This is a genomic window from Ruegeria halocynthiae (assembly GCF_000743705.1).
Taxonomy (GTDB): domain Bacteria; phylum Pseudomonadota; class Alphaproteobacteria; order Rhodobacterales; family Rhodobacteraceae; genus Ruegeria; species Ruegeria halocynthiae_B.
Genome location: NZ_JQEZ01000001.1, coordinates 665,053 through 688,710 on the forward strand (window position 1 = coordinate 665,053; position 23,658 = coordinate 688,710).

20 protein-coding genes and 1 tRNA gene are annotated in these 23,658 nt (G+C 57.8%); 14 read left to right on the forward strand and 7 right to left on the reverse strand.

Annotated features, from left to right (window positions below; genetic code table 11):
- The 6 genes from JT51_RS03205 to JT51_RS03230 all read left to right on the forward strand — a co-directional run bounded on the left by JT51_RS03205 (position 1) and on the right by JT51_RS03230 (position 4,689).
- Complete coding sequence (locus tag JT51_RS03205) at positions 1-1,077, forward strand: ABC transporter ATP-binding protein (protein ID WP_037307731.1); 1,077 nt, start codon at positions 1-3, stop codon at positions 1,075-1,077.
- On the forward strand, positions 1,074-1,937 hold the full coding sequence (locus JT51_RS03210) for a carbohydrate ABC transporter permease (RefSeq protein ID WP_037307738.1): 864 nt from the start codon (positions 1,074-1,076) through the stop codon (positions 1,935-1,937). The genes JT51_RS03205 and JT51_RS03210 overlap by 4 nt, the downstream gene beginning before the upstream one ends.
- Complete coding sequence (locus JT51_RS03215) at positions 1,934-2,731, forward strand: carbohydrate ABC transporter permease (RefSeq protein ID WP_037307740.1); 798 nt, start codon at positions 1,934-1,936, stop codon at positions 2,729-2,731. The genes JT51_RS03210 and JT51_RS03215 overlap by 4 nt, the downstream gene beginning before the upstream one ends.
- An 8-nt stretch (positions 2,732-2,739) precedes the next feature.
- Complete coding sequence (locus JT51_RS03220) at positions 2,740-3,144, forward strand: DUF2160 domain-containing protein (RefSeq protein WP_037307743.1); 405 nt, start codon at positions 2,740-2,742, stop codon at positions 3,142-3,144.
- 65 nt (positions 3,145-3,209) lie between these two features.
- Complete coding sequence (locus JT51_RS03225) at positions 3,210-3,605, forward strand: BlaI/MecI/CopY family transcriptional regulator (protein ID WP_037307745.1); 396 nt, start codon at positions 3,210-3,212, stop codon at positions 3,603-3,605.
- On the forward strand, positions 3,592-4,689 hold the full coding sequence (locus JT51_RS03230; protein WP_037307747.1) for a M56 family metallopeptidase: 1,098 nt from the start codon (positions 3,592-3,594) through the stop codon (positions 4,687-4,689). Before JT51_RS03225 ends, JT51_RS03230 begins: the two co-directional genes overlap by 14 nt.
- A 5-nt stretch (positions 4,690-4,694) precedes the next feature.
- On the opposite strand, the gene JT51_RS03235 is transcribed toward JT51_RS03230, so the two are convergent.
- Both JT51_RS03235 and JT51_RS03240 read right to left on the reverse strand, forming a co-directional pair.
- Positions 4,695-6,098, reverse strand: coding sequence for an MATE family efflux transporter (locus JT51_RS03235; RefSeq protein WP_037307749.1), 1,404 nt, complete (start codon positions 6,096-6,098; stop codon positions 4,695-4,697).
- A 176-nt stretch (positions 6,099-6,274) separates the two neighbouring features.
- Entirely contained in the window at positions 6,275-9,067 is a 2,793-nt protein-coding gene (locus JT51_RS03240) for a bifunctional aconitate hydratase 2/2-methylisocitrate dehydratase (RefSeq protein WP_037307751.1), read from the reverse strand.
- A gap of 604 nt (positions 9,068-9,671) precedes the next feature.
- Here JT51_RS03240 and JT51_RS03245 point away from each other — a divergent pair.
- Entirely contained in the window at positions 9,672-12,071 is a 2,400-nt protein-coding gene (locus JT51_RS03245; RefSeq protein WP_081894584.1) for a fatty acid cis/trans isomerase, read from the forward strand.
- A 93-nt stretch (positions 12,072-12,164) separates the two neighbouring features.
- Positions 12,165-12,833 (forward strand): PAQR family membrane homeostasis protein TrhA, encoded by a 669-nt coding sequence (trhA, locus tag JT51_RS03250; RefSeq protein ID WP_037307753.1) that lies wholly within the window; start codon positions 12,165-12,167, stop codon positions 12,831-12,833.
- Between the two features lie 90 nt (positions 12,834-12,923).
- On the opposite strand, the gene JT51_RS03255 is transcribed toward trhA, so the two are convergent.
- From JT51_RS03255 to eutB, 4 genes are all read right to left on the reverse strand, one after another.
- Positions 12,924-14,297: an aspartate aminotransferase family protein gene (locus JT51_RS03255; RefSeq protein ID WP_037307756.1), complete on the reverse strand. Its 1,374-nt coding sequence runs from the start codon at positions 14,295-14,297 to the stop codon at positions 12,924-12,926.
- Between the two features lie 298 nt (positions 14,298-14,595).
- Positions 14,596-15,072: an Lrp/AsnC family transcriptional regulator gene (locus tag JT51_RS03265; RefSeq protein WP_037307762.1), complete on the reverse strand. Its 477-nt coding sequence runs from the start codon at positions 15,070-15,072 to the stop codon at positions 14,596-14,598.
- A 67-nt stretch (positions 15,073-15,139) separates the two neighbouring features.
- Entirely contained in the window at positions 15,140-16,126 is a 987-nt protein-coding gene (locus JT51_RS03270; protein ID WP_037307764.1) for a cyclodeaminase, read from the reverse strand.
- On the reverse strand, positions 16,116-17,117 hold the full coding sequence (gene eutB / locus JT51_RS03275; RefSeq protein WP_327284418.1) for a hydroxyectoine utilization dehydratase EutB: 1,002 nt from the start codon (positions 17,115-17,117) through the stop codon (positions 16,116-16,118). The genes JT51_RS03270 and eutB overlap by 11 nt, the downstream gene beginning before the upstream one ends.
- 228 nt (positions 17,118-17,345) lie before the next feature.
- On the opposite strand from eutB, the gene JT51_RS03280 reads away from it, so the two are divergent.
- The 5 genes from JT51_RS03280 to JT51_RS03300 all read left to right on the forward strand — a co-directional run bounded on the left by JT51_RS03280 (position 17,346) and on the right by JT51_RS03300 (position 22,072).
- Positions 17,346-18,530 (forward strand): M24 family metallopeptidase, encoded by a 1,185-nt coding sequence (locus JT51_RS03280; protein ID WP_037307766.1) that lies wholly within the window; start codon positions 17,346-17,348, stop codon positions 18,528-18,530.
- Between the two features lie 3 nt (positions 18,531-18,533).
- Entirely contained in the window at positions 18,534-19,691 is a 1,158-nt protein-coding gene (gene argE / locus JT51_RS03285; RefSeq protein WP_037307769.1) for an acetylornithine deacetylase, read from the forward strand.
- 105 nt (positions 19,692-19,796) lie between these two features.
- Entirely contained in the window at positions 19,797-20,483 is a 687-nt protein-coding gene (locus JT51_RS03290) for a GntR family transcriptional regulator (protein WP_037307779.1), read from the forward strand.
- 291 nt (positions 20,484-20,774) lie between these two features.
- Complete coding sequence (locus JT51_RS03295) at positions 20,775-20,981, forward strand: cold-shock protein (protein ID WP_037307782.1); 207 nt, start codon at positions 20,775-20,777, stop codon at positions 20,979-20,981.
- A 77-nt stretch (positions 20,982-21,058) separates the two neighbouring features.
- Entirely contained in the window at positions 21,059-22,072 is a 1,014-nt protein-coding gene (locus JT51_RS03300; RefSeq protein WP_081894585.1) for a fatty acid desaturase, read from the forward strand.
- 92 nt (positions 22,073-22,164) lie between these two features.
- Here JT51_RS03300 and JT51_RS03305 read toward each other — a convergent pair.
- Positions 22,165-22,254, reverse strand: a tRNA-Ser gene (locus JT51_RS03305).
- 201 nt (positions 22,255-22,455) lie between these two features.
- Between JT51_RS03305 and JT51_RS03310 the strand changes: the two genes are divergently transcribed.
- On the forward strand, positions 22,456-23,646 hold the full coding sequence (locus tag JT51_RS03310; protein ID WP_037307786.1) for an SPOR domain-containing protein: 1,191 nt from the start codon (positions 22,456-22,458) through the stop codon (positions 23,644-23,646).
- The last annotated feature ends 12 nt before the right edge of the window (positions 23,647-23,658 follow it).

Sequence of the window (23,658 nt, forward strand, 5' to 3'; positions counted from 1 at the left end):
ATGGCACAGATCAAGCTTTCAAACCTCCGCCACAGCTATATGCCCACGCCGAAAGGCCCCGAGGATTATGCGCTGAAGGAAATCGACGTGACCTGGCGCGATGGTGGGGCCTATGCGCTGTTGGGGCCGTCGGGTTGCGGCAAATCCACATTGCTGAACATCATCTCGGGCCTGCTGACGCCGTCCGAGGGACAGATTCTGTTCGACGGGCGCGACGTGACCGCCCTGCCCCCCGATCAGCGCAACATCGCGCAGGTGTTCCAGTTCCCGGTGATTTACGACACGATGACCGTGGGCGAAAACCTGGCCTTTCCGTTGAAGAACCGTGGCGTTGATGCAGCAACGATCAAGCGCCGCGTCGATGAGATTGCCGAGATGCTGGATGTCACCGACATGCTGGGCACCAAGGCCTCGGGCCTCAGCCCCGACAACAAACAGAAAATCTCGATGGGTCGGGGTTTGGTGCGTGACGACGTGAATGCGGTGATGTTTGACGAACCGCTGACCGTGATCGACCCACATCTGAAATGGAAACTGCGGTCCAAGCTTAAAGAACTGCACCAGCGTGTGCAGGCCACGATGATCTATGTAACCCACGACCAGACCGAGGCGCTAACCTTCGCCGATGAGGTTGTCGTGATGCAGGACGGTGAAGTGGTGCAGATCGGCACCCCGGTAGAGTTGTTCGAACGCCCCCAACATACATTCGTCGGCCACTTCATCGGCTCACCCGGCATGAACGTGCTGCCGTGTGAGGCCAAAGGCGACCGTGCCGTATTCGAGGGCCACGAGGTTGCATTGGAAGGACCAACCCAAGGTGACGGCGGCCGCACCGATCTGGGTATCCGCCCGGAATACGTGGGCTTTGGCGACACCGGCATTCCGGCACACGTCACCAAAGTCTCGGACATTGGCCGTCACTATGTGGTTAGCGCCATGGTCGGCAACACCGCATTGAAGGCCATGACCGAACACAGCGTACCCGAACCTGGCTCACAGGTGTTCCTGAAATTCAAACCTGAACAATCGCGCGTCTATCGCGACGGCTGGATCGCAACCCAGGAGCGGGCGCAATGAGAACAATTAACCAAAAAGCATGGTTCTTTGTCCTGCCGGTGCTGGCACTGGTCGCGTTCAACGCGCTGGTGCCGATGATGACGGTGGTCAATTATTCAGTGCAGGAAACCTTTGGCAACAACCAGTTTTTCTGGGAAGGGCTGGGCTGGTTCGAACAAATCCTGCGCTCTGACCGGTTCCAAGCGGCGCTAGGACGACAGTTCCTTTTCACCGCCATGATCCTGATCATCGAAGTCCCGTTGGGTATCATCGTTGCCCTGTCGATGCCGCGCAAAGGCTTTTGGGTGCCGGTCTGTCTGGTGTTAATGGCCCTGCCGATGCTGATCCCGTGGAATGTAGTCGGGTCGATGTGGAACATCTTTACCCTGCCCAAGATCGGCCTGCTGGGGTATTTCCTGAACGACGTTCTGGGCATCAACTATGACATGACGCAACAGCCGCTGTCGGCGTGGATCACCGTCATCGTTATGGATGTCTGGCACTGGACCTCGCTGGTAGTGCTGTTGTGCTATGCGGGCCTCGTGTCGATCCCGGATGCCTATTATCAGGCCGCCAAGATCGACGGCGCAAGCCCGTGGTCGGTGTTCCGATATATCCAACTGCCCAAGATGAAGACGGTTCTGACCATCGCGATCCTGTTGCGGTTCATGGACAGTTTCAACATCTATACCGAGCCGTTTGTTCTGACCGGCGGTGGCCCCGGCAACTCAACCACCCTTCTGTCGATCGACCTTGTGAAGATCGCACTGGGACAGTTCGACCTTGGCCCGGCGGCGGCGATGAGCCTGATCTATTTCGCCATCACGCTGCTGGTTAGCTGGGTCTTCTACACTCTGATGACAAAGGATGACGCAGAATGAAAAAGCGTTCCATCATCCCGATCCTTTATATCGCGTTCCTGATGCTGCCGATCTATTGGCTGGTGGCGATGTCCTTCAAGACCACGAACGAGATCTTGTCGGGCTTTTCGCTGTTCCCCCAGACCTTTACGCTGGAAAATTACATCACCATCTTCACCGATCCGACGTGGTATTGGGGCTACATCAACTCGATCACTTATGTGACCCTGAACACGGTGATTTCGGTCTGCGTCGCCCTGCCTGCCGCCTATGCGTTTTCGCGTTATCGGTTTCTGGGTGACAAGCAGCTGTTCTTCTGGCTGCTGACCAATCGAATGGCCCCGGCCGCTGTATTTGCCCTGCCGTTCTTCCAACTCTATTCGTCCATCGGCCTGTTCGATACCTATCTGGCCGTGGCACTGGCCCATACACTGTTCAACGTGCCGCTGGCGGTGTGGATTCTGGAAGGCTTCATGCGCGGTATCCCCAAAGAGCTGGACGAGACGGCTTATGTGGACGGTTACTCCTTCCCGCGCTTCTTCGTGACGATCTTTCTGCCCAACATCAAGGCAGGCGTGGGTGTGGCGGCGTTCTTCTGCTTCATGTTCTCGTGGGTGGAAATGCTGCTGGCCAAAACCCTGACTGCGGTCGAGGCCAAACCCATCGCCGCCGTGATGACCCGTACCGCCTCCAGCGCGGGGTATGAGCTGGGCCTGCTGGCCGCCGCCGGAACCCTGACCATCATCCCCGGCGCCATCGTCATCTGGTTTGTCCGCAACTACATCGCGCGTGGCTTCGCGATGGGACGTGTGTGAGGTTCGATATGCGTAAACTTCTTCTCACCCTCTCCCTGTTTTTCCCGACAACAACACTGGCGCAGACTGCCGGATGGGGCAATGTCGGCCAGCAAGAGGAAAAGGGTTTTTCCTGGACCTCTCCCCTGTGGCCGGACTTTTGGATGGCCTGGACTCCGGCAACACTGGTTGTGTTTGTGGGCATCTTCTCGGCCATTGCCCTGATCGGCCTTCTAGAGGGGTTCAAGTACCGCGACGGGATCGAACGGCGCGGCGTGCTGGGCCTGACGACCACATTGGGCGATCGGCTGTTCATCACCCTGTTGGGGTCAGTTTATATCTTTCTCGCCTGGCTTGGACTGGTAGGCCAACCGGTCTGGATACCGCTTTTCCTGTCAATCGGCTGGGGCACCTTTGTGTTCTGGAAAGTTTAAGCTTTGAGAAAACGCGAAAGGATGCTTGTCTGGCGGGCATACTGAAAATGACGACACCGAGACCGATGCGAAAGAAAAAGACAACCAACCTGCTGACCGAAGTTGAACTGGAGTTCATGAACGAACTTTGGGCATTGGGTCAGGGCTCGGTCCGTGACGTCCTTGATCGCCTGCCGCCAGAGCGTAATCTGGCCTATACATCAGGCGCAACGATCCTGCGCATTCTCGACGACAAGGGGTTTGTCGAAAGCCGTAAGGATGGAAAAACGCTGATCTATACGCCGCTTCTGAAGAAGGACAGGTATCAGGCGCGGTCGCTGCAGAACCTTTCGCGTACGCTGTTCGATGACACGCCAGCCACATTGGTCGCGCGTCTTGTTGATGATGCAGGGTTAAGCGAAGCCGATCTTGAGGAAATTCGGGCACTGGTAGAGAGGAGACTGCACAATGACAGCGGTTAAACCGGTTCTCGACGCGTATCTGGAATTGAACTTTGTCCTTGGCCTGGCCGCAATTGTCTGGCTGATCGCGCGCGGGGTACTGTCCCGAACATCGCTCAGCCACGGGTTTGTGGCACAGCTTCGTGCGCTCAAGGCATTGTGCCTGTGCGTTGTTCTTAGCCCCTTCCTGGCGTTGGGCGTGTCCGCGCTGGCCACACACACACCGGCCAAAGGCACCGTAGCAATCGGTGATATTGCGGTGGCCGCCTACCTGCGCGGTGACATCGCCATGCCAGCCACCCAGTTCGAGGCCCTGCTGAACACACGTCAACGTTGGGTCGAAATTCTGCTTGGTGGTGAATATCCGGTCTTGTCGGTGATCCTTGCGCTGTTGGCGCTTGTATCGCTGGCCTACGCCATACGCGTCGTCCGTGACGGGCTGGCGATCCGTGAGACCGTCGATACCAGCTTCCTTTGGCGTCGCTCGGCCAAAGTGGATATCCGCCTGTCCGACCGCATTGCCGTGCCGTTTGCGGTTCGCGGCTTGCGCCGACGTCATGTCGTACTGCCCAGTCACCTGTTGGACACCCCGCGCGAACTGCGGTTTGCCCTTGCGCATGAGCTTCAGCATGTGCGTGCCGGTGATGTGGAATGGGAGCTGGGGTTTGAATTGCTGCGTCCGCTGTTGTTCTGGAACCCTGCCTATCTGGTGCTGAAATACCAATTCGACCGCCTGCGGGAACTGGCCTGTGATCAATCCGTTGTTGCACGCAAGGGCATTGATGCGCGCGATTACACCAACTGTTTGCTGGACTATTGCGCCCGAACCGTTGTGCGGGGCAGTCCGCGTGTCCTGAATGTGGCTTTGGTCACCGGTGGCAAAGCCAAGCGCGTGTTGCGCCAAAGGGTGATCGCGCTGGCGGATGCGCCTTCGGTTCAGACGACGATGCCAGCCATGTTCCTTGGCCTGACTTTGGTTTTCGCGCTGGTTCTGGGATTGGGCGCGGCATCGGTACAACAGACCGAAGACTGGAGCCATGATCGCCTCATGCTGTCGACCGTCGTCAACCTTGAACGGCTGCAAGCGCGCAATCAGGGCAACTGATCAGATCACCACCCGCGCCGACCGAACAGCGCCTGCAATCGTGTCTGCCCGGCAAAGGGTTCGGCAGGCGTCGGCGCGGCAAGATGTGACACGACCCGGCGCACCAGAAACCAGCAGATGATCGCAAAGATTACCCCGCCCAGAGCCTGCCCCAGCAACACGCCGGGCGCCCCTGCAACATAACCGCCCGCGACAGCAAACGGCCATGTGCCCAGTGTATGCCGCCCCCAATTCACCCAGGTTGAATAAACCGGATGCCCCAGATTGTTGAAGCTGGCATTGGCAACAAAAATCACACCGTTGAAGAACGAGGCCAAGGCCAAGGGCCCGCAGAACAGATAAATCAAAGCCCGCGTTTCCCCCTGCGCCTGAAACAGATCGGCAATGGGCGCACGCAACAGAAACAGCGTGGCCGCCATCAGACAGACATAGACTGCGGTAAATTTCACCCCGGCCACAAAAGTCGCTTTAACGCGGTCATATTGCCCTGCCCCGAAATTCTGCCCGACAATTGGCCCGATGGCACCAGACAGCGCAAACACCACTGAAAACGCGACGGGCATCAGCCGCCCGATAACCGCCATGCCCGCGACGGCATCCGTTCCGAACTGCGCAACCTCGCGAACGACGATGGCACTGCCGACCGGGGTGGCAATATTGGTCAGAACGGCGGGCAGCGCGATCGCCCGCACCGGGCGAAAGTCTGACATCACCTGCCGCAGTCTTGGCCGTGCAAAGCCCTGATGCACGCGCACTGCGGGCCTGAGCACCGCAACCATCATGAACGCGCGGGCAATCACCGAGGCGATGGCCGCCCCGTCCAGGCCAAGCCCCACCGCAAAGATCAGGATCGGATCCAGCACGGCATTCACGACCCCGCCATAGATCGTGGCCTGCATCGAACGGCGCGCATCCCCATGGGCGCGCAGCACCGCCATGCCTGCCATTGCGATGGCCATCACCCACATGGTCGGCAGGATGATCGTGACATAGCGGGCCGCCAGTCTAAGCACCTCGCCCTCTGCGCCAAGCAGTGTCAGAAAGAATGTCAGGTTCAGCAGCACGATGGCGGAAACAGCTATTCCAACCAGAATGCCCAGAATGGCGACACTGGTTCCGAATTGGCGGGCTTGCTCTGACCGCCCGGCACCAAGCTCTCGTGCGACCAAAGCCCCTGCTGCGATTGACAGGCCGACATTGATCGAATTGGTGAAAAACAAAAGGGTTCCCGCATAGCCGACGGCCGCCGCCAATGCGTCATTGCCCAGCATCGAGATGAAGATCATATCGACGAAATCAACGGCAAAGATCGCCATCAATCCAATACTGGTGGTCAGAGACATGCGGGTCACATGCCGCATCAGACTGCCTGAAAGAAAGACCGCTGTGCCTTCGGATTGTGTCGCCATAGGTTGATCGGCCTCCGTACCCCACAGCAAACTGCCCGCATTTCGACCGGTTCAGCAACTGCAATTCCGCACCGGACGTAAAAAGGCCTTGGCCCGCATCAACATGCCATCAGGCTGGCCGACCATCACGCAAAGAAAATCGGGGCGCAGATGAGCAGCCCCGACCGGGTAGGATATCAAAAGTGCGCAGACCGCGCGCCCAGAGGTTTTTGCAGCGGCGGCGCGAATTTTGTCAGATCGATACCGTCGACCGCCTGCTTGTACTCGGCGATGGTGGGCGTCCGACCCAGAATGGCCGACAGAACGACAACCGGCGTAGATGCAAGAAGCGACTCGCCTGCTTTTTCCTGCGTGTCCTCGACAACACGCCCCTTGAACAGACGCGTTGACGTGGCAAGCACCGTGTCGCCTTTTGCGGCCTTTTCCTGGTTGCCCATGCAAAGGTTGCAGCCCGGTCGCTCCAGATACAGGATGTTTTCATATTCGGTCCGTGCCGTTTGCTTGGGCGCAGCATCGTCGAATTCGAAACCCGAGTACTTTTGCAGGACGGCCCAGTCGCCTTCTTCCTTCAACTCATCAATGATGTTGTAGGTTGGCGCGGCCACAACCAAAGGTGCCTGAAATTGTACGTCCCCATTTTCCTGTTCGAGGTTGCGCAACATCTGAGCGACAATTTTCATATCGCCCTTATGCACCATGCAGGACCCGACAAACCCCAGATCCACCTTTTTCTCCGCCCCGTAATATGAGATCGGGCGGATGGTGTCATGGGTGTACCGCTTGGACACATCCGCATTCGCCACATCCGGGTCGGCGATCATCGGCTCGTTGATCGCGTCGAGATCAACCACCACTTCGGCGAAATATTTGGCCGTGTCATCCGGGGTCAGGGCCGGTTTTTCACCGGATTTGATCTGGTCAATGCGTCGTTGTGCAATGTCAACCAGCCCCTGAAGCATCTGCGCATCGTTATCCATGCCCTTTTCGATCATGGTTTCGATGCGCGACTTGGCGACTTCCAGCGACTCGATCAGTGTCTCGTCCTGAGAAATGCAGATGGACGCCTTGGCTTTCATCTCGGCGGTCCAATCCGTAAAGGTGAACGCCTGATCGGCCAGCAACGTGCCGATGTGGACCTCGATGATCCGGCCCTGGAATACGTTGTCGCCGAACTGTTCCAGCATCTGGGCCTGGGTCGCGTGCACCACATCGCGGAAATCCATGTGGTCGGCCATCTTGCCCTTGAACGTCACCTTGACTGATTCCGGGATCGGCATGGTTGCCTCGCCCGTTGCCAGCGCCAGCGCCACAGTACCCGAGTCTGCGCCGAAAGCCGCGCCCTTGGACATACGCGTGTGGCTGTCGCCGCCGATGATGATCGCCCAGTCATCCACCGTGATGTCATTCAGCACCTTGTGGATCACATCCGTCATCGAGTGATACTCACCCTTGGGATCGCGCGCCGTGATCAGGCCGAACTTATGCATGAACGACATGAGTTTCGGCGTGTTGGCCTGTGCCTTCAGATCCCAGACAGAGGCCGTGTGGCAACCGGACTGATAGGCACCATCAACCGTCGGTGACAGTTTTGTGGCAGCCATGGCCTCAAGCTCCTGAGAGGTCATCAGCCCCGTCGTGTCCTGAGACCCCACGATATTGACCTGGACCCGAACGTCCGACCCAGCGTGCAACGTCTTGCCCGGCGTCACCCCAAGCGCATTGGCGTTAAAGATCTTCTCGGCGGCTGTCAGCCCCTGACCCTCGTGGGAAACTTCCTTGGCCGAAGCAAAGGCAGACTTCAACTCGATCCCCAGTGCTTCGCAGGCAAAGTTTTGCAGTTTCTTGCCGAACACGATCGCATAGGACCCGCCAGCTTTCATGAACTCGATCTTTTGCGGGGTGAAAGACGCGGCCATGCCCACCAGTTCTTTGTCACCGGCTTCGTTGAACAGCTTCTTTTCCTTGGTGTTGATCCTCAGAACGGTGCCCGTCTCGACCGAGTACTTTTGTTCGAGGATCGGATTGCCGTCATTGTTCAGGATCGGCTTGCCGTCCTCATCCACCTTTTTGACCCAGTTTTTCAGGTCGACACCGATGCCACCGGTCACGCCCACTGTGGTCAGAAAGATCGGTGAAATCCCGTTGGTCCCGGCCACAATCGGGGCGTAGTTCACAAACGGAACATAGGGGCTTGCCTGCTTTCCGGTCCACAATGCGACATTGTTGATGCCCGACATCCGGGATGACCCGACGCCCATGGTGCCCTTTTCGGCCACCAACATGACGCGCTTGTCCGGATGCTGAAGCTTCAGCGCCTCGATTTCGGCCTGTGCGCGCTCCGAGATCAGGCATTTTCCGTGCAGCTCCCGGTCTGACCGGGAATGCGCCTGATTGCCCGGCGACAACAGATCGGTCGAGATGTCACCTTCGGCGGCAACATAGGTAACGACTTTGATTTCGTCTTCGATTTGGGGAAGCTTGGTAAAGAACTCAGCCTTGGCATAGCTTTCAAGGATGTCCTTGGCGGCAGCATTGCCCGCCTCATAGGCTTTCCTGATCCGGTTGGTGTCGTCCTCATACAGGAACACCTGCGTTTTCAGAACCTCTGCCGCTTGTTCTGAAACGGCCGGATCATCGCCCAGCGCCAGGTCCAGCAGCACATCGACAGAAGGCCCGCCTTTCATATGCGACAGTAGTTCGAACGCAAAAGTTGCCGTGATTTCCGGAACGTCCACCGTACCCAGAATAATCTGCTTGAGGAACGCGGCCTTTGCACCTGCGGCGCTGGTTGTGCCGGGCAACGTGTTGTAAATGAAATACTTCAGTGAATCCGCGCGATCAGGGTGATTAGCATCCTTGATCTGTTCGACGATTTCCTGGGTCAACGCGCCGTCATCAATGGGCTTGGCTTGCAACCCCTGCTGTTTGCGCGTTTCGATTTCTTCAATATAGGCAGTGTATAAGCTCATGTCCGTCTCGGCTGGTAATTTATGGGTTGATGCGGCTATGCAGGCTCCAGCATTAGACTGTGCACCGGCACGACAGATTGCATACCGTCGTATACCCAAAAGATTCTGAATACAAGCGGTGCTGCGACCCTGTCGTGCGAACTGAGCATTCACTGGACAGCGCATCCCGGGGGTATCCTGAAAGCTCAACATTCTAAAGGTCATATAGCGAATTTTCGCGGCGTTGTGCGGGCCTCGTCATGGGCTGTCCCGCCTGTTCTACACTGCGCGTCAGAGGTCAAAGCACGCATTTGTGACACGGTGTCTCATCTGGCTGACCTCAGGGAACTCGTCATATTACTGTTAGGTTACCGCAATATCCGTTTCCTGCGGCTTAGCCGTTCGTGAGTGGTTTAAGCATTTTCTGCGCCTCGGGGGGATGAACTTTCGAGGCGCAATTCGCATGGAAACCGGGCAGAGCTTTGTTTCCGCAAGAAATTCCTTAATGATATGGATACGGGTGCCCTGCCAACATCAATGGGGACCGTACGAAGACTCGACAACAACCGCTGCGGAGGCCAGATTTGTGCGCATACTAAGTTCTGTTGCCGTAAGAGAGGGACCGATGCCGAAGGCTTGGCCATTTGGAAGCCGGACGATTTTGAGTGTCCTATCTGTCGCGATTGCCCTGCTATGTGCGGTCTCGTTCACGACACAGGCACAGACATCCGCACCCGCCAATTCGCATGACGCGCCGACGGGCAGCCAACCTCTCACCAGCAATTGGCCCAACGTGAAATCAATCGTGGATCGCCGCTGTGTCGTTTGCCACAGCTGCTATGATGCACCCTGCCAGTTGAAACTGACCTCACCCGCCGGACTTTTGCGCGGCGGCAGCAAACAGGCCGTTTACGATTCGGAGCGCCTGACGGATGCACGGCCCACGCGGCTGGGAATTGACGCCCAGACCGAAACAGGCTGGAGGGAACTTGGCTTTCACCCGGTGACAAACACCCCGGGTCAGCCTGCCACGGCCCCGACCCTGCTTGAAGCATACCTGGAACTTGGCCGTCAAAACACATTGCCCAGCAACGCACCGGTTCCGAAAGAGCTTGGCCTTACGATAAACCGCCCGCTTGCCTGCCCCGCCCCTGGCGAGTTTGACGCGTTTGCCGAAGATTATCCGCACATGGGGATGCCCTATGCAACAGCGCCGCTGGGCGATGATGAGTTTCAGGAACTGATCGCCTGGGCCCGCAGCGGCGCCGCGCTGCCGTCCTCTGCACAAGAACCCCCTGACGCGATCAAAAAACAGATCGCCGAGTGGGAGAGTTTTCTGAACCGCAAAGACCTGCGCAGCCAGTTGATAAGCCGATATATCTACGAGCATCTGTTTCTGGCGCGGCTTCATTTTCAGGATGACGACCCGCGCCGGTTCTTCCAACTGGTGCGATCCGCAACACCCCGGGGCGAAGGGATCGACGTTATCGCAACGCGGCGACCCTTTGACAGCCCCGGCGACGGTCCGTTCTATTACCGCCTGAAATTGATTGATGAAACAATCGTACATAAGGAACATCTGGTTTACACAATCGGGCCAGATCGGATGGCGCGATACCAAGACTTGTTCCTTGATCCCCAATGGGCGCTATCTGAACTGCCCCCCTATGGTGATGCCGAGGGCGGCGATCCCTTCACCACCTTCGCTCAGATTCCAGCTAAAAGCCGCTATGAATTCCTGTTGGACAACGCGCTGTTTTTCGTCCGCAGCTTCATTCGCGGTCCGGTCTGCCATGGGCAAACCGCGGTCGACGTGATCGAAGATCGGTTCTGGGTCAGCTTCCTTGATCCCGATGCCGACCTGTCCATCACGGACCCTAGCTATCTGAACGAAGGTGCCGCCTATCTGGAGCTGCCCGTTGCGCAGAACAACACCGGGGTGCTGGGCGACCTACAGGGGTTTTCGCACAGAAATCAAATCCAATACCTCGAATTTCGCGATGCACGGTATCGAAACAGCACAGCGCATAAAACCGGCTTTGGATACGACGCAATATGGGATGGTGACGGCACGAACCCCAATGCGCTGATCACTGTGTTTCGCCATTTCGACAATGCCTCGGCCATGACCGGCTTTCATGGCGACATTCCCGAGACCGCCTGGGTCATCGACTATCCGATATTCGAACGCATCTATTACAATCTGGTTGCCGGTTTCGACGTGTTCGGACGCGTGGAGCATCAGCTTGCGACGCGGCTGTATATGGATGAGCTGCGCATGGAAAGCGAGGATACATTCCTGACCTTCATGCCCAGAGACGCCCGGCCCAAGATGTACGAAACCTGGTATCAAGGCGTTCTTGCCGAAATTCACACCCACTGGCATCAGCGCCGCGTCGATGACAGCTTTCCCACGGGCATAGAGTTCACGACGGGCACTCCGAAACAAGAGTTCCTTCTGCACGTACTCAGGCGCGGCAACGGGTTGTGGCCCGTTGCTGATCCGATCAACAGATGTGCGGAGGACGGATGCTTGCAACCGGATGACAGTAATCCCGGGTCAATTCTGCGCACGCTGACAGAGCAGCGCGGTGCATGGGTGACATTTCTGCCCGACGTATCCGTTCTGCTGGTCGAGCAGGAAGGCGGCGATTCAGACATATTCACGCTGATCCATGACAAGGCCCATTACAACGTCGCCTTTCTATTCGACGAAGCCGCGCGCCGTGCGCCCAAGGCCGACACGCTGACGATCCTGCCGGGCCTGATCGGCAGCTATCCGAATTTCTATTTCAAAGTCCCGCAGGGCCAACTGAGCACGTTTGTTGACACCCTGAAATCGACACAGACCCAAGGCGATTGGATGGGCATCATAGACAGCTATGGCATTCGCAGAACCAACCCCGATTTTTGGTCGGTCAGCGACCGGATTCACGGGCTCTTTATTCAACAGGACCCGATCCAGGCGGGCATCTTCGATCTGAACAGGTACAAAGACCCAAAACTGGGGGATGACCCGACCTGACATCAAACCGGCAGGCCGACACAAAGGCGGTGCGCATACGCCAGAGACAGCGCGCGACTTGTCGGGATGCCTTTCGGTTCATACGTTAATGAGATGTGGTCATTTACAGATATCCGCCCGGCCTACAGCCGGGCCGAACGCATAAGTGACGGCGTTGTTCACCTGTTGGGCGTCACCGCCGCGCTTGTTGCTGTCCCTGTTCTGATTACAATAACCATACTTTACCGCCCCCAGCCCGCCGCCGTTCTGGGGGCAAGCATTTACGGTTTCACGCTGGTTCTGATGCTGACTTTTTCCGCCCTCTACAACATGGTCGCAAGCGAAAGGTGGTCGGACCTTTTGCGGCGTCTGGATCATTCGGGCATATACGTGAAAATCGCGGGCACCTATACGCCGTTCCTTCTGCTGTCGGGGACACAGACGCCGGGGTTGCTGATCGGGCTTTGGTCGTCTGCAACGTTGGGATCAGCATTGAAAATGTTTGATCCCAGCCGGTTCCGCTGGTTCGGACTGGCGCTTTATCTGATGATGGGCTGGGCGATTGTCTGGGCTGGTCAATCCATGCTGGCAGAGCTTTCGAAAACCGTCGTGATGCTGATGATCGCTGGGGGTATCGTGTATACCGTCGGCGTTGCTTTCTATCTTCTGGAACGGATGCCGTTTCACAATACGATCTGGCATGTCTTTGTGTTGACGGGCAGTGTTCTGTTCTTCAGCGCGGTTACATTTCACATATTTCCAGGTCCGCAGGAAAATCTGTAACCGCTTCGGACACTGCGCGCGCCCTGGCGCAGAACCGGGGCGGAAAAGGGCCGGACGTCCCCGGCCCCTTTGCGTTGATATCAAACAATGTCAGCCCAGAACCGTCTCGACGGCCTGAACAGTCCCGGCCACCACCTGATCGGCTTCCTCACGGCTCAGGCAGAAGGGCGGCGCAAAACCCAGAATGTCACCCTGCGGCATGGCACGGGCGATGATCCGGCTTTGATCCAACAGTTTGGCAGAGACCTGCGGGCCGATCTTGTCAGCCGCATCAAAGAAGGTTCGGCTGTCCCTGTCCTTTACAAATTCGACGGCGCACAACATGCCTTCGCCACGCACGTCCCCGACATGGGGGTGATCGGCCAGCGCCTCAGCCAGCGTCCGATTCAAATAGGCCCCGACGTCTGCCGCGTTCGAAACCAGGTTCAGATCATCAATCAGCTTAAGGTTGGCAACCCCCGCCGCAGCACCGATGGGGTGCGCCGAATAGGTCCAACCGTGCCCGATGGGGCCGTTTTCATCGGTGCCCTGTTCCAACACTTTCCAGACCTTGTCTGAGATAATCGAACCGGACAGCGGCGCGTAGGCCGACGTAAGCCCTTTGGCGATGGTGATGATATCCGGTTCGATCCCGTAATGTGCGCTACCGAACATGGTGCCGAGACGGCCGAAACCGGTGACGACTTCGTCGGCCACCAGCAGGATGTCGTGCTTTTTCAGCACCGTCTGAATGGCGTCCCAATAGCCCGCAGGCGGCGGCACGATGCCGCCAGTGCCCAGAACCGGCTCACCAATAAATGCAGCGATGGTGTCGGCACCTTCACGTTCGATCAGCGCCTCAAGCTCGGCGACGCAATGGGCCACAAACTGCTCTTCGGTCTGATCCAGATCGTCCCGACGATAATAATAAGGGGCCTCGGTATGGATAACCTGATCGACTGGCAGATCGAATTTCTTGTGGAACAGTTCCAGCCCGGTCAGGGACCCTGTCACCAGACCCGACCCGTGATACCCACGCCAGCGCGAGATGATTTTCTTCTTCTCGGGACGACCCAGAATGTTGTTGTAGTACCAGATCAGTTTGACGTTGGTCTCATTCGCGTCCGAGCCGCCAAGGCCAAAATAGACCTTGGACATATTCGCGGGCGCGCGGTCCAGAATCATCTTGGACAGGGTGATCGACGCTTCGGTCCCGTGGCCCACATAAGAATGATAATAGGCCAGTTCCTTGGCCTGTTCGCCGATGGCATCGGCGATCTCTTGACGGCCATAGCCGACGTTCACGCAATACAGGCCCGCAAAAGCATCCAGCAACCTGTTGCCGTCGCGGTCTTCGATAAAGACACCCGAGGCGGTTTTGATCACACGGCTCGGGCTTTCGCCACGGGCGTGCTGCGCCAGATGGGTCGACGGGTGAAAAAAGTTCTCACGATCCCATTGATCGAGTTGGTCATTCTTCAGCATTGTTTTCCTTTCTCATCCGTACGGGATCACGCCCGGTTTTGGCAGACGTACTTGATTCTAATAAACCTTTCCATGCCTCTGGCGATCTGATCGTCGCTTTCCAAGGACAGAGCTGCCATTGCAACGGCCACAGCTGACCGCCCCACAAGCAGACTGGTTGCATTGCCTTGGCCCCCTGCCCCTAAAATCACAGTCCTCCAGAGTATTGGCTGCAAATTTCCATATCCTCCCCGGAAGGAACGTCTGAATTCGCGCCATCCGGCAGAGGATTCCTCTGCCACAGCAGGATCAAACCAGTCTAGGGCTGCAACAACACCTCGAATGGGGGTCTTCCGACGCCCTTGACCGGTTTCGTCACGATATAGGTGAAATACCGGCTCAGCCCGATGCGGGCGTCCAGCATCTCGTCGATCAATTGCTGATAGGCCTCAATGTCGCGGGTGACGATTTGCAACAAATAGTCGAACCCGCCGCCCAGCGCCCAACACGCCACTACCTCATCATACCGTTGCATTGCGGCCTCAAAAGCGCGGAAGCTGGCCGCAGTGTGGTCGGTGATTTCAACCGAGACAAAGACGGTCACATGGGGTGCCAGCTTTCTGAGGTTGATGCGTGCGCCGTAACCTTCGATCAGGCCCGCCTTTTCCAGTTTCCTCAACCTCTCCCAACAAGGAGTGGGCGACAGGCCGATCTTGTCGGCCAGGGCCGCCTTGGTGATCCGACCGTCCTGTGTAAGGACAGACAGGATCTGAATATCGCGTTCATCCAACCGCATTACAGCTTTCCAACTCGATGCACCGACCCCACATCCAAAATCAGGTCATTAGACATGGCGATGCTCCTTACGCCTGTATGATCGTCCCGGCCTTGCCAAAGCGCTGGCGCACATGGGTGGCAATCGCAGTGTCCTGAGCGCCGGTTCCGGTCAGATCGCAAATGGTCACAGCCTCGGAAAAGGCCCGCCCGGTTTTTGCACCCGTTATCACTTCGCCCAGTTCGGCTGGTGTCTTGTTCACCCATAGACCAGCCGCCATAGCTGCCTCCAACTCGCCCGACACCTGACACTGGCTGACATTGTCGCAGATATAGGCATCTGCTGCGTTCAGCGCGGCGGGGTCAATCTCATTCTTGCCAGTCTGATCCGATCCCATGGCGGTGACGTGCAGCCCGGGGTGAAGCCATTCAGCCTGCAACACCGGCTCACGCGCAGGGGTAGTGGTGACAACCAGCTGCGAGCGGGCAACCAGTTCGGATGGATCGGTCACGGCTTTGGCCTCAACCCCCAACTGACACGCCAGATCGGTGGCACAAGCGGCGGCCTTATCCGCGTCGCGACCGTGCACCAGAACCTGTTTGAAGGGGCGTACCAGATGGGCCGCGATCATCTGCAAACGCGCCTGAACCCCGGTTCCGATCACCCCTGCGGTGTCAACCGTTTCCGGTGCCAGATGCCGGGCGGCCACAGCGCCAGCAGCAGCGGTGCGTATGTCCGTCAGATAGCCGTTGTCCAGAAACAGGCTTTGCACCAGCCCCGTCTTGGCGGAAAACAGGATCATCAGGCCATTCAGGCTGGAAAAACCCAGCGCCGGGTTGTCGAAAAACCCCGGCGACACCTTGATGGCGAACCCGTCAAAGCCGGGGATAAAGGCGGTTTTCACATCCACCTCGCCGTTCACCTCGGGCAGGTCCATGGACAATATCGGCGGCATCACCACTTTGCCGGATGCCAGCGCGACAAAGGCCCGCTCCACCACATCCACGGCGGTCAGGTCCAGCCTTACGACCTCTTTCAACTGGGCCTCGGTCACGATCTGGATGTCATGCGCCATATGGGGTCCCTTTTATCTTGAGGTCACCGATCCTCAGGTCCTGACCGGTCACGATTTTGGCGAATGTCGGCATGTCCAGATTGCGGCCGGTGACGATGGTGCCGACTGGGCCCTTTGGTTGCGGCAGCTTGCCCGCCAGCATCGCGGCCTGCCCGACCACTGATGCCCCCTCGGCGACGATACGGTCCTCGTAAAACATCACCTGCATTGCGTGGCGGATTTCGTCTTCGGTGACCAGAACCGTGTCGTCCAGCAGATCGCGGCAGATGGGAAAGCTCAGCCGGTTCTGCAGACCGATCCCACCGCCCAGGCTGTCGGCCAAAGAGGAATACTCCGACACCTCAACCGGCTTGCCCGCACGGATGCTTTCATACATGGCCGCGCCGCGTTCCATGGTGATGCCGATGACCTGCACATCCGGATTGATCGCCTTGGCCGCCGTTGCAACGCCAGCGGCCAGCCCGCCACCCGAAAGCGGCACCAGGATCATGTCCAGATCAGGACGTGCCTCAAGCATTTCCAGACCGATGGTCCCCTGTCCGCCAATCACCTGTGGATCATCAAACGGCGAGATTTCGACCAACCCCTCAGCCGCGCACAATCTCTGGCTTTCGTGCATGGCCTGATCCTGCGTCGTACCGATGATACGCACGTCCACGCCAAGCTCCCTGATCCCATCGACCTTGGCCTGCGGCACCAGTTCGGACATGCAGATCACCGCTTTGATGCCGCGCCTGTTGGCGGCAAACGCAACGCCGCGCCCGTGATTGCCTGTAGAACAGCAGGTCACGCCGCGCACGTCGTCCGGCAAGGCCATGACCGCCGACATGGCACCGCGCAGCTTAAAGGCACCGACGGGCTGCATGCTTTCCATCTTCATCAAAAAGTCATGACCAGCCACGGCCGACATAAAGGGCGATGGGATGAAAGGCGTGTTATCCGCCACACCCCGAATCCTGTGCCGGGCACTGAGGATATCAGCGAGGGTCATGTGCATCATTCGGTCCACTCATCGCATTTAGACGGCATGTTGTGCACAACATTGCACAGGCAATACCCAAGTCAACTGTCGCGCCTTGGGAAAACAGCAAAATTGCCCTTTGACAGGTCGAATTTCGTAGCTAATCATACCGCCAGATTCGAAACGAATGCACATGTATACAAGCTGATCGGATTGTCCTGCACGGCCCCCAACTCAGCTATAGACCGCGAGGACCTCATGCCTATTGAACACACCCCATTCAGCAAAGCGGAATACGACCGCCGGATCGCAAAGACCCGGCAGGCAATGGTCGCGGCCGGTATTGATGTTCTGTTCGCCACCGATCCGTCAAATCAGGCCTGGCTGACCGGCTATGACGGCTGGTCTTTCTATGTGCATCAAGGTGTGATTCTGAGCCATGAGGGCGACCCCCTGTGGTGGGGCCGCATTCAGGACGCCAACGGTGCCCGCCGCACCGTCTGGATGGAGGATGAAAAGGTACTGGGCTATGCCGACCGATACATCCAGTCCACCACCTGCCACCCGATGGAAGACCTTGCCGGGCACCTCAGGGCGCTGGGATTTGAAAACGCCCGGATCGGCGTCGAGATGGAGAATTATTATTACTCGGCCAAGGCTCACGCAGTGCTAAGTACGGAACTGGCCGGCGCCACGATGGTGGATGCAACCGCCCTGGTAAATTGGCAACGCGGCGTAAAGTCCGACGAGGAGATGGCATTCATCCGCAAAGCCGCCAAAATCTCGGAAAAGATCGTGCGGGTCGGGTTGGAAAAGGCCGAACCGGGCGTTCTCAAGAACGAACTGGTGGCCGATATCTTTCACGCAGGCATCACCGGAGTGGATGGTGACTGGGGCGACTATCCGGCCATTGTGCCGCTGACGCCATCCGGTATCGACGCCACAGCGCCGCATCTGACGTGGAACGGCAATGAAATGAAGGCCGGTGAGATCACCTTTTTCGAGCTTTCCGGTTGCTATCGTCGCTATCACGCCCCGCTGTGCCGATCTGTCTTTCTGGGCAAACCGCCGCAGAACATGCTGGACGCATCCGAAGCCCTGACTGCGGGGCTTGAGGCTGGGCTGGAGGCCGCCCGAGCAGGCAACCGCGCCTGCGATATCGCCCAGGCGCTGAATGGTGAACTGGCCAAGGTTGGCATCGACCGCGGCGGGCGCTGCGGCTATCCCATCGGCCTCAGCTATCCGCCCGACTGGGGCGAGCGGACCGTATCAATCCGCCCAACCGATGAAACTGTCCTGCAGCCGGGCATGACCTTTCACTTTATGCCCGGCCTGTGGCTGGACGACTGGGGACTTGAGACGACCGAAACGATCGTCATCACCGAAAACGGACCCGCCGAAGCCCTGTGCAATGTCGAGCGCAAGCTCTTTATCAAGGACTAAATCTTGGACGTCCTCGAAGACACCAGAACCCTGCTGACCGAGTTGATCGGCTTTGCCACCGTCTCATCGGTCAGCAATCTTGATATGATCGGCCACCTTGCGGCCCGGCTGGCCGATTGCGGCGCCGAGGTCGAGATATGGCATGACGAAACCGGAACCAAGGCCAACCTTTTCGCGACGCTTGGGCCAAAGCGCGATGGCGGCATCGTGCTGTCGGGTCATTCCGACGTGGTGCCCGTGGCCGATCAGGATTGGTTATCTGACCCCTTTGTCATGGATGAAAAGGACGGCAAGTGGTTCGGACGCGGCACCTGTGACATGAAAGGTTTCATCGCCGCCGCCGTGGTCATGGCGCGGCAGTATGCGCAGCTGGACTTGCAGCGTCCGGTGCATTTTGCCTTTACCTATGACGAAGAAATCGGCTGTTTCGGCGCGCGTGCGCTGGCTGACACCCTGCGGCAAAAGGGGATCAAGCCCGCCGTTGCGATCATTGGTGAGCCGACTTCGATGCGCATCATCGAAGGGCACAAGGGCTGTTACGAATACACCACCCATTTCACCGGGCTGGAAGGGCACGGGTCAGGCCCGGATCAAGGCGTGAACGCGGTGGAATACGCCGTGCGCTATGTCTCGAAACTGTTGGAGTTGAAGATGGCCCTGCAAGGGCGGGCACCAGCCAGCAGCCGGTTCGAGCCCCCTTGGACAACGATCAACACCGGCGCACTGATCGGCGGAGTGGCCCATAACGTTATCCCCGGCAAGGCGCGGGTCGAGTGGGAAATGCGCCCGGTTCAAATGACGGATGCGGATTACGTCAAGGACCAGATGCACCGGTATTGCGCCCATACCCTGATCCCGGCCATGCAGGCGGTTCACGCGGACGCAAACATCAAGACCGAAGTGATCGGTGAAGTCGACGGATTGGAGCCGATGGACGAAAACGCGGCCCGTGATCTGGTGATGGAACTGACCGGGGCCAACGGTGCCGATGTGGTGCCCTTTGGCACCGAAGCCGGTATTTTTCAGGGCCTGGGTATGAGCGTTGTTGTCTGCGGACCCGGCTCGATTGATCAGGCGCACAAACCGGACGAATACGTCTCGGTCGATCAGATGGCGCAATGCCTTGACATGTTGGGGCGGTTGTCCGCGAAACTTGTCTAGCCCACGGCTCACCCCGCGACAGGTGTGGGATGTGTCTGCTCTCTATTCGTATCGCAACGCTGCGGGTTGAGTAAAACAATATGGGTCAAACCAAGGATTGATATCGTGAATCCTCTCAATACGGACAATTCGGATTTCAAGGCCCGCGATCGGTTCGAACGTTTGCACAACGAAATCCGTAACCGGATTTGCCTGCTGGACTATTCCCCCGGAATGCGGTTGTCCGAGATTGAGCTGGCTGATGAATTCGGCGTGTCCCGCACCCCGTTGCGGCGGGTTCTGGTTCGGCTTGAGGGCGAGGGCCTGCTGCAATCGGTGCAAGGCGTTGGCACGTTTGTGACAGATGCCGAGATTGAGGAGCTGACGCAAACTTACCTTTTGCGCATGGAACTGGCCGAATTGACCGGGAAGCTGTCACCGAAAGCGCCCGATGACAGGCTCATGGATGACTTCCGCGCCCTGTCCCGGCGGTCCAAACACCTGCTCGATGCTGCCGAACCACGCGCTTTTGCGCAGCTCAACATGGATTTCTTTCTGGCGCTATTGAAACTGACGGACAACGAGCCGCTTCGCGAAATATCGGAACGCCTGTACTTTCAGACCACGCGGATCTGGTTGAAATCGGTGTTTGCCTCGGTCATCGACCTGAGCGACGAGGTTCAAGTATTCGACCGAGAGATCGACGATATCATGGCCGCCCTGGAACTTGGCGATATGCACGCTGCTGCACTTATCCAGCGGGCTCATATTTCCATGAGCTTCACCCGGATGCACAATGGGCAAGCCCGCTGAACCGTTCCGTTGTTATGGGTCGCAGCCCCTTTCGAAACCGAAACAGCACGGGCCGTTTCCCTGCTCCGCTTTGTCTTTGCCCCCACGTTTTCGCCTAAATAAATTGTGAGATTTTGCCTTCTTCACAATATCAGGGCTTGTCTCACGGGCATAAGCAGACCAAATAGGCACCGCTAACGTTTTTCTTTTTCGACCTGCTGTCTCCCAAACTCGGCGTTCAGTCTTTCGATTCAGACCGACCGTGCCGAACCGCCGCATACTGCGGGTGGTATAGATCAGGAGACGACGACCATGGCAAATGGCACCGTAAAGTGGTTCAACTCAACCAAAGGCTTTGGCTTTATCGAGCCCGAAGATGGCAAGCGCGACATATTCGTGCACATTTCGGCGCTTGAGCGTTCCGGGATCAACGAACTGAAAGACGGCCAAAAGGTCACTTTCGACGTTGAAGCCGGTCGTGACGGACGCGAAAGCGCCTCGAATCTGGCCCTCGCCTGAACCTGATACGGGCACTCGCAAGGGTGCCCGTCTTACGTGATACCCCCTAAATACAAGTGCCTTCGGAGAAATTTGACGTGCAACCTCAGGAATGGACCCGAGCGCTCGCGCAGTATCGCGTGCCCGACACCGGACGCAGTATTTTCGAATTGATTGTCACGGTCGTGCCATTGTTTGCCCTATGGGGCGCTGCGTGGTTTGCGCTGTCCTTCAGCCTATGGATCGCAATTCCACTGGCCATCGTGAATGGCTTTTTCCTGGTACGGCTATTCATCATCATGCACGACTGCGGTCACGGATCTTACTTCAAAAGCCGCACCGCCTGTACTTGGACAGGCCGGGTTCTGGGCGTTCTGACCATCACCCCCTATGATGTCTGGCGACAAACCCATGCGATCCACCATTCCTCGACCGGGAACCTTGACCGGCGCGGAATGGGCGACATCCCCACCCTGACCGTAAAAGAATACCTGAACCGAAATTGGCTTGGACGGGCCGCATATCGGCTGACCAGAAATCCGGTAATCTTGTTTGGCATTGTGCCCGCCTATGTGTTCTTCGTGCAAAACCGTCTGCCATTTGGACTTATGCGCTCGGGCAAGCTGTACTGGATCAGCGCTATGGGAACCAACGCCGCGCTTGTGGCGATTGCGGCCTTGATTTACTGGGTCGGCGGCTGGGAAGTGTTGGCGTTTGTCTTCGTTCCGACCCTGACAGTGGCCTCATCAATCGGCATCTGGCTGTTTTACATTCAGCACCAATTCGAACACACGACCTGGGAACGGGAAGAAGGGTGGAACCTTCAGAACGCAGCATTCTACGGCAGCTCGCACTATGCCTTGCCCGGTATTCTGCGTTGGCTCAGCGGCAATATCGGCGTGCACCACGTTCATCACCTTGCCAGTCGAATTCCCTTTTACCGGCTTAACGAAGTTCTGCGGGATTATGCCGAACTGGACGATTGCCAGCGCATCACCCTTGTTGAAAGCTTGGCCTGTGCAAAGCTGCATCTTTGGGACGAAAACAATCAGCGCCTGCTAACCTTTGCAGAAGCCCTTGCCACCACCAGCACCCAGAAACTATCGGTGTAATCCGGCGCGCCTGCGCCTTGCCTGGACAACGGGAGGGGCGCGGGGCACGACCTTGCGCGGGCATTCTGATCGGAATTTACGATTGGTATGAGTGGCGGGGAGACAGGGATTCGAACCCTGGGAACGCTCTCACGTTCAACGGTTTTCAAGACCGCCGCATTCGACCACTCTGCCACCTCCCCGCGTGGGGCCGGGTCTAAGGCCAAGTGGAAACGGTGGCAAGAGCAAATAGGGAAATCTTGCCGAGGCATGCGCAGCGGTCTTTCCATGGCACCTTGCCCACGTTATGATCTGCGGGAAAGACCGTAGCAGTCCGGCAAAACAGAACCGGCGATCGGCGGCAGGGCTCAGGAAACGAGGCCCTTCAGGCAAGGGATGACAAAATGAAACGAGCGACTGAGACACGCGTGAATCCGCGATCGTTGGCGGTTCTGGCCGTGGCGTTGGTAGTTCTGGCAGGCTGCGACGAAACATTGTCACCCGATGGTGTTTCAGCAGAAGCCGAACAAGATGACGCCGGGAATGACGGCAAGATCGAGCTTTTTCCGGATTTTTCCAACAACAAGCAAGCCTCGGTCGAAGCGCCGGACGTCTTTGAAGTCACCGAAGCCGGATTGTGGGATGGTCGCCCGTCGCTGGGTGGCATCTGGGTGGCGCACCCGGACGTGACACAGCCCGAGCGTGTTGTCATCAAGAACACCACCAACAAGAAGACGATCAACGGCGCGCTGTTCCGCCGCGAAAGAAACCTGCCCGGACCCGCGTTGCAATTGTCCTCAGCCGCCGCTGAAAAGCTGGGCATACTTGCAGGTGCACCAACCAAGGTTCAGGTCATCGCCTTGCGGCGCAAACAAGTTGAACAAAAGCCCGCGGAGCCTGAGGCGACCCCGGAACCCGAAATCGTAGCGGACGCCAAGAACGAAACGCCTGCGGCGGTGGATGCAAAGCCACAAACTGATGCAGCAGATGCCCCCGTGACCGAAACGGAAAAACCGGCCAAGCGGAAATGGTGGCAAAAGAAAAAACCCGTGGCCGCAACTGGCGCAACTGCAGCCGTCGCGGCAACCGCCCCGGTCGCTGACGCAACCGCATCAGTAGCAGAGGCAGAGGCAGCCGCCGAAAACGTGGCCGAAACGGCGGCGCGCGTGACCCCTGCCCCCACCTTGTCGGACCCTGACGTTACAGCGCCTGCGGAAAAACCGGCCAAGCGGAAGTGGTGGCAAAAGAAGCCACGGAACGAAATTACCGAAACGCCCCTTGACCCGATAGCAGGCGCAGCGGCGGCCATCGAAGCCACCGCACCCACCCCGGTTGCCGCTGGTGCGGCAGCCACGTCATCACTCAGCAAACCCTTTGTGCAGGTCGGAACCTACAATGTCGAAGCCAACGCCAAAAGCGCGGCTGACAAGATTAGAAGAAACGGTTTACCTGCCAACGTGCGCGAGCTGAAGAAAGATGACAAACTGGTCTGGCGCGTTTTGGTAGGCCCCGCATCGACCCGATCAGAACGCAACGCCATTCATAACGACGTCAAGGACCTTGGATTTACCGACGCGTTCACCGTCAAAAACTGAAACAAAGGAGGC

Coding starts and splice junctions, on each gene's coding strand:
- JT51_RS03205 (WP_037307731.1), top strand. CDS start 1: ATGGCACAGATCAAGCTTTCAAACCTCCGCCACAGCTATATGCCCACG.
- JT51_RS03210 (WP_037307738.1), top strand. CDS start 1,074: ATGAGAACAATTAACCAAAAAGCATGGTTCTTTGTCCTGCCGGTGCTG.
- JT51_RS03215 (WP_037307740.1), top strand. CDS start 1,934: ATGAAAAAGCGTTCCATCATCCCGATCCTTTATATCGCGTTCCTGATG.
- JT51_RS03220 (WP_037307743.1), top strand. CDS start 2,740: ATGCGTAAACTTCTTCTCACCCTCTCCCTGTTTTTCCCGACAACAACA.
- JT51_RS03225 (WP_037307745.1), top strand. CDS start 3,210: ATGCGAAAGAAAAAGACAACCAACCTGCTGACCGAAGTTGAACTGGAG.
- JT51_RS03230 (WP_037307747.1), top strand. CDS start 3,592: ATGACAGCGGTTAAACCGGTTCTCGACGCGTATCTGGAATTGAACTTT.
- JT51_RS03235 (WP_037307749.1), bottom strand. CDS start 6,098: ATGGCGACACAATCCGAAGGCACAGCGGTCTTTCTTTCAGGCAGTCTG.
- JT51_RS03240 (WP_037307751.1), bottom strand. CDS start 9,067: ATGAGCTTATACACTGCCTATATTGAAGAAATCGAAACGCGCAAACAG.
- JT51_RS03245 (WP_081894584.1), top strand. CDS start 9,672: ATGCCGAAGGCTTGGCCATTTGGAAGCCGGACGATTTTGAGTGTCCTA.
- trhA (WP_037307753.1), top strand. CDS start 12,165: ATGTGGTCATTTACAGATATCCGCCCGGCCTACAGCCGGGCCGAACGC.
- JT51_RS03255 (WP_037307756.1), bottom strand. CDS start 14,297: ATGCTGAAGAATGACCAACTCGATCAATGGGATCGTGAGAACTTTTTT.
- JT51_RS03265 (WP_037307762.1), bottom strand. CDS start 15,072: ATGCGGTTGGATGAACGCGATATTCAGATCCTGTCTGTCCTTACACAG.
- JT51_RS03270 (WP_037307764.1), bottom strand. CDS start 16,126: ATGGCGCATGACATCCAGATCGTGACCGAGGCCCAGTTGAAAGAGGTC.
- eutB (WP_327284418.1), bottom strand. CDS start 17,117: ATGACCCTCGCTGATATCCTCAGTGCCCGGCACAGGATTCGGGGTGTG.
- JT51_RS03280 (WP_037307766.1), top strand. CDS start 17,346: ATGCCTATTGAACACACCCCATTCAGCAAAGCGGAATACGACCGCCGG.
- JT51_RS03295 (WP_037307782.1), top strand. CDS start 20,775: ATGGCAAATGGCACCGTAAAGTGGTTCAACTCAACCAAAGGCTTTGGC.
- JT51_RS03310 (WP_037307786.1), top strand. CDS start 22,456: ATGAAACGAGCGACTGAGACACGCGTGAATCCGCGATCGTTGGCGGTT.